Origin of the sequence: Streptomyces sp. 13-12-16 (assembly GCF_002114215.1) — a bacterium.
Lineage (GTDB): Bacteria > Actinomycetota > Actinomycetes > Streptomycetales > Streptomycetaceae > Streptomyces.
On the sequence record NZ_NCTE01001079.1, the window covers coordinates 1 to 5,428 of the forward strand.

3 protein-coding genes and 4 pseudogenes are annotated in these 5,428 nt (G+C 70.7%); 4 read left to right on the forward strand and 3 right to left on the reverse strand.

Features of this window, described 5'->3' with window-relative positions; all coding sequences use genetic code 11:
• Positions 1 to 276, reverse strand: a pseudogene (locus tag B7767_RS35495) (MFS transporter); the annotation flags it as partial.
• A 126-nt stretch (positions 277 to 402) separates the two neighbouring features.
• On the opposite strand from B7767_RS35495, the pseudogene B7767_RS35500 reads away from it, so the two are divergent.
• From B7767_RS35500 to B7767_RS49435, 4 genes and pseudogenes are all read left to right on the forward strand, one after another.
• A pseudogene (locus B7767_RS35500) lies at positions 403 to 1,314 on the forward strand (IS1380 family transposase); the annotation flags it as partial.
• A gap of 276 nt (positions 1,315 to 1,590) precedes the next feature.
• Positions 1,591 to 1,902: pseudogene (locus tag B7767_RS49185) on the forward strand (site-specific integrase); the annotation flags it as partial.
• Between the two features lie 66 nt (positions 1,903 to 1,968).
• A pseudogene (locus B7767_RS35510) lies at positions 1,969 to 3,235 on the forward strand (NF041680 family putative transposase); the annotation flags it as partial.
• 3 nt (positions 3,236 to 3,238) lie between these two features.
• Entirely contained in the window at positions 3,239 to 3,715 is a 477-nt protein-coding gene (locus B7767_RS49435) for a hypothetical protein (protein ID WP_373408268.1), read from the forward strand.
• Positions 3,716 to 3,903: 188 nt separating this feature from the next.
• Here B7767_RS49435 and B7767_RS48635 read toward each other — a convergent pair whose 3' ends face one another.
• Positions 3,904 to 4,356 carry a hypothetical protein gene (locus B7767_RS48635; RefSeq protein WP_256923681.1) on the reverse strand — a complete coding sequence of 151 codons (453 nt, stop codon included), beginning with the start codon at positions 4,354 to 4,356 and terminating at the stop codon, positions 3,904 to 3,906.
• 144 nt (positions 4,357 to 4,500) lie between these two features.
• Positions 4,501 to 5,121 carry a hypothetical protein gene (locus B7767_RS35520; protein WP_107486510.1) on the reverse strand — a complete coding sequence of 207 codons (621 nt, stop codon included), beginning with the start codon at positions 5,119 to 5,121 and terminating at the stop codon, positions 4,501 to 4,503.
• Positions 5,122 to 5,428: the final 307 nt, after the last annotated feature.

The window sequence follows — 5,428 nt, forward strand, 5'->3', positions numbered from 1 at the left end:
GACCAGGGCCAGCGCCGCGGTGCAGGCGGCGGCCGCCGCGGCACCGGCGGCGAGCAGGCGCTGGGGCGGGACGCGATCCGCCAGGTTCAGGGCGGTCGAGGCCACGGCTCCGGCGACGAAGCCGAACTGCACGGAGGCCGTCAGCCACACCGCGCCGCCGGCCGTGAGCCCCCAGTCGTTCCGCAGGCCGGGGACCACCGCCGACATGGAGAACCACACGGCGAGGCCGAGTACCTGCACGGCGGCGATCGCACCGCGTTGCACACCGACGCTCACAGATGCCCCTCCTGGACCGAGACCTTGCTCCTCCGACCTCGCTACGGCCGAAAGCCGACCCTAATCACCCCCAGACCGTGAACCCGAACCGCCCCCGGCTCGGCAGCAGGCCACCTGAAAGGCGACGTGCTGGATGTGGCGCTCGTGGTGACGCTGGGCGGGGACTGCCTGGCCGATGTGGGCATGCTGCGGGCCGAGCCGGCCGTGTTCGGGCCGGTCGCCTCCGACCCCACCGTCTCCCGGCTCATCGACACCCTCGCCGCCGGCGGACAGCGGGCCCTGACCGCCATTCGCGCCGCCCGGGCCGACGTGCGTGAACAGGTCTGGACGCTGGCCGGTGACACGGCGCCGGATGCCGACGGCCAGGTGGTCGTGGACCTGGACGGCGTCCTCGTCCTCGCCCATTCCGAAAAGCAGGATGCGGCGGCGACCTGGAAGAAGACGTTCGGGCACCATCCGCTGATGGGCTTCGTCGACCACGGTCACGGCGGGTCCGGCGAGCCGGTCGCGGGCCTGCTGCGGCCCGGCAACGCGGGCTCCAACACCGCCGTGGACCACATCGAGGCCACCCGGCTGGCGCCGGCCCAGCTGCCAAAACGGTACCGGCGGGGACGGCAGACGCTGATTCGCACCGACTCCGGCGGCACCCACGCCTTCGTCGCCTGGCTCGCCCAGCGTGGACGGTGGCTGTCGTACTCGGTCGGCATGACCATCACCGACGTCGTCCACCAAGGCCGTGCTCAAGGTCCCGGCATCGGCTGGACGCCGGCCGTCGAACCCCGTGGTGACGTCCGTGACGGTGCCTGGGTCGCCGAACTCGCCGGCGACGTGCTGGACGGCTGGCCGGAAGGGATGCGGCTGATCGTGCGGAAGGAGCGGCCGCACCCCGGTGCCCAGTTGCGTTTCACCGACGCCGACGGCACGCGGTTGACCTGCTTCGCCACCAACACCGCCGGCGAGGCGATCGCAGCCCTGGAACTGCGCCATCGGCAGCGGGCCCGGGCCGAGAACCGCATCCGATCCGTACGACCAGGCGGCCCGCCTGCTGCCGTCCCACGTCAGCTTGTAGACCCGGGCGCGCGGCGCACTCCCGTGATTGGTGGAGCACGTACGGGTTCGTTCGTGGCCGCATGACGTGTCAACATCGCATTTCAGCTGGTAGATCGGTGCGCTGGGCCCGTTCACCCGATGGTGTGAGATCTCTGCAGTAACTCGCGGATTTTCCGAGTGATCGCCATGATCTGCGGCGTTGTGTCGGATTTCGAAAGTCGCACGCTGTCGCTCGTACGCACCGTGCCGGAGCCGGGTGGGCCGGTGAACCCGGCCGCGGTGTCGGTCGAGGCGGAGCCCGCGGACGTCGTGACGCTTCAGCGGCGCCGACGGGCGAGGATCTCGGCGCAGGATGAGGAGAGCTTCTTCCTGGACGCGCTGCCGGAGCACCAGTGGGCCCGGGATGCTGCGGGCCTGGCGCAGGAGACGCTGGATGGGCTGATCAAGCCGGTGATCGAGGTCTGTGAGTTCTACGGCACGGTGCCGTGGCAGCTTTCTCCTCGTGAGGTCGACCGGTACTTCGCCGGGCCGGGTAATCGGGCACAGTCGACGATGCGGTACAAGATTGGCAGGATAAGCGGCCTTCGTCTGAACACGTGCTCCGACCAAGGAACACACACGTCCAGCACGAAGGCCGCAGGAATGAGTCTGCTGCAACGCGATGCTCGGCAAGAGGAATTGGCGCAACTGTCACGCTTCCGGGGCGAGTTCCACTCCTGTCTGAGCGCTCGTTCGGATGCGTTGTCCGAGTTGGCCGACGCTGTTCTGTGCGGCGACGGGCCGGTGAGGTCACTGGCCGAGCTGTCGTTGGTGGGCGAGCACCGTCGTGGTCACGGCGGACTTTATGCGGCAGTGGCCCGCGGCCAAGTGGATACGGACCGGCTGCGGCAGGCCCTGACCGCGGTGCCCTGCCGCGGGCCGCTGATGGCCGGCTGGTCCTGGCCGTCGACATCACCTGCTGGCTGCGGCCCAATGCCCACACCTCGCCGCAGCGGATCCTGTGCCACACCTACGGACGCGGCAAGGACCAGCACATCCCTGTTCCCGGCTGGCCGTACTCCATCGTCTGCGCGCTCGAGCCCGGCCGCAGTTCATGGACCGCGCCGCTGGACGCGCTGCGTCTGGCACCCGGGGACGACACTGCCACCGTCGCCGCCCGCCAACTGCGCGAGCTGGTTGAGCGACTGATCAGGGCGGGTCAGTGGCAGGCGGGCGACCCGGACATCCTCATCGTCGCGGACGCCGGCTACGACGCACCCCGTCTGGCCTTCCTCCTGCGAGATCTGCCTGTGCAGGTGCTGGCCCGGATGCGTTCGGACCGGGTCCTGCGCAGGCCTGTTCCGCCCGCCGGCCGGGCACGATGGGCCGCCCACCCCGCCACGGTGGTGAGTTCGTCTTCGGCCAGCCCGACACCTGGGGTACCCCGGACACCGAGACCGTCACCGACACCCGCCTCTACGGCACCGCCCTGGCCCGCTCCTGGAACCGGCTGCATCCCAAGCTGACCCACCGCTCCTCCTGGGCCGCGGCCGACGGCACCCTCCCCATCATCGAGGGAACGGTGATCCGCCTGGACATCGACCACCTGCCCAGCGGAGCCACCCCCAAGCCGGTCTGGCTGTGGTGGTCGGGCACCGACGCCACCGAAGCCGACGCCGACCGCCTCTGGCAGGCCTACCTGCGACGCTTCGACATCGAGCACACCTTCCGCCTGTTCAAGCAGACCCTGGGCTGGACCACACCGAAGATTCGCACCCCCGGAGCGGCCGACCGCTGGACCTGGCTGATCCTCGCCGCCTACACCCAACTGCGGCTCGCCCGGCCGCTGGCAGCCGACCGGCGCCGCCCCTGGGAGAAACCCAGCCCGCCGGACAGACTCACCCCCGCCCGCGTCCGCCGGGACTTCCGATGTGTGGCTCGGGTGTTGAGGAATGAACGCGTGTGGGCGGAGACGTTCACGGGGCTGCGGTTGGAGCAGTTCGAGCGGCTGCTGAAGGCGGTCCGTGACCGCGGTGGCAACGGGACTCCGCGGGGCCGGCCGTGGTGTCTTCCGCTGGCCGATCGGGTCTTGGTGGTGGCCGTGTACTACCGCACGAACCTGACCATGCGGCGGCTCGGTCCGCTGCTCGCACTGGAGCCCGTCTCCCAACCAGGCGATGCGGCCGACCGGTTGTGGATCGGAGACGGCACCCTCATCACGGTCCGCGGCCGGGCCACCGTCCGCATTCACACCGGCCAGGGCCGCGACACCCGCACCGACCTCTACCAGGACCGCCGCCACTACGTGTGGGACAACCACTCCGACACCGCCACTCTGCGCAACGACCGCGGCCGCTTCATCGACGACGAGTCCTGGGGCCACGACCGCCATCGCGGCAGCCGCCGCTGACACCCCACGGGCAGTGCCGGCAGCCAGGGCCCGGCACCGGCACACCCCCGACCCACACCACCACGGCGCGCCACCCCCTCGACGGGGCGGCGCGCCGCCGGTATGAGCAAGCGACGTGCCGCGCGGCCGGGAATGCGATGGGCGGCGGATGCTGCGCAACCGCCCAAGTCCCTGCCGGCCGGGGAAGGTCAGAGGCCGGCGCAGATTTTGCGGGCCCTGGCCAGCTCCTTCTTCACCCCGGTGTCGACCTCGAAGACCTGGCGGTGGCGATTGTGCGCCCGGGTGATGGCCTCTGCGAGTGGCTCGTACGAGGAGTCGCCTGCGGCGGCGGCCGTGGCCAGGTCGAAGGCACCCGCGAAGCGGTACAGCGCCTGCTCGCGTTCCTGCTCGCTGACCTTGTCCTCCGGGGCGAGCTTCGATTCGTCCAGACCGGCCAGCGCACCGCACGCACCTCGGGCATCGCCCCCGGCGCTGCTGTCCGTGTCCGGCGTGCCACCGGTCAGCGCCCAGGCCACGCCTACGCCCGCGCCGCCCACCAGCAGTCCGACCAGCAGGGCAGTCACCAGCGGACCCCGGCTACGAGGCGGCGGGACGGACGGGGGTGGCGGGGCGGGGACCTGATACGGCTGCTGTGCCTGCATGTACACGACGATAACGGGCTGCTCGTCCGAGTGCCCCAGTGGGGCATCGGCCGGGTCCCGGCACCGGCTTCGGGCTATGACGGCCGGGCCGGAGGCCTGCCCAACTCGGCTGCCGACATTCCACCAGGCAGGCGGCTACCACGCCTACTCCTCGATCAGAGCCCGCTCCTTGTCGGTGAGGCGGTCGAAACAGGCCTCCTTGGTGGCCATCACGGTCACCCGGTCCAGCGCGGACGCTTCGATGTGCCTGGCATTGATGAACCAGCCACCCTTCTTGTACGAAGCCATGAAGTAGGCACCGATGTTCTCGACAGGCGCCTCTTTCGGCGGCGAGGCCTCCTTCCAGCCCCGTGCCGCAAGGCCGGACAACACGGCGTCCAACTGCCGCCGTGTGCCGGCCGGATCGACGGCGTCCGGGGAGCTGTACCTCTTCTCAGTGGGTGTCCAGACCACTACACAGGGGGCCAGCCGGGCGGCGAGAGCGGCCACCTTGCGTTCCTTCTCGGTGGCAGCACGGACCGGAGGCTCATGAGACACGCCGAACCCCGCTTCCACCTTGCTCCCGGCCAGTCCGGCGGCCGTGACGGCCGCCCGCAGGTCTTTCAGCACGGCCCCCTGGCCGAAGGGCACCGCCGCAGAGGGGGAGGCGGGGGCGGAAGCGGTGGCCGGGGCGGAGGGCCCGGCGTCTGTGCCGCATCCGGTAACGAGGATCGCTCCCACGGCGGCGGCGATTGTCCGTCCGGCGCTGATCGTGCTGGTCTGCATGTGCTCATTCCTTGATACGCCGACCACCGCGGACCACGCGATCGGTCCGGTCGGCCGGATCCTGACGCCGGATCTTCGCACGACGGCTTCCCCACCGTGGAACCGGTCCTGGAGCCTGTTGCCTGGGACAGGCGGCAGACGAGGGGTACGACCCCAACCGGTACCGTCGCCTTTCCGTGGCCCGGCCCAAACGACAGCCCTGTACTGGCACCTGCTCGATCTTCCCGGCCCCGGCCGCCGAAACGGCCGGGGCCGCCTCCACAACTGCGCCGTCCACGGCGGGGGAAGCGCTCAGGACACTCCGGGG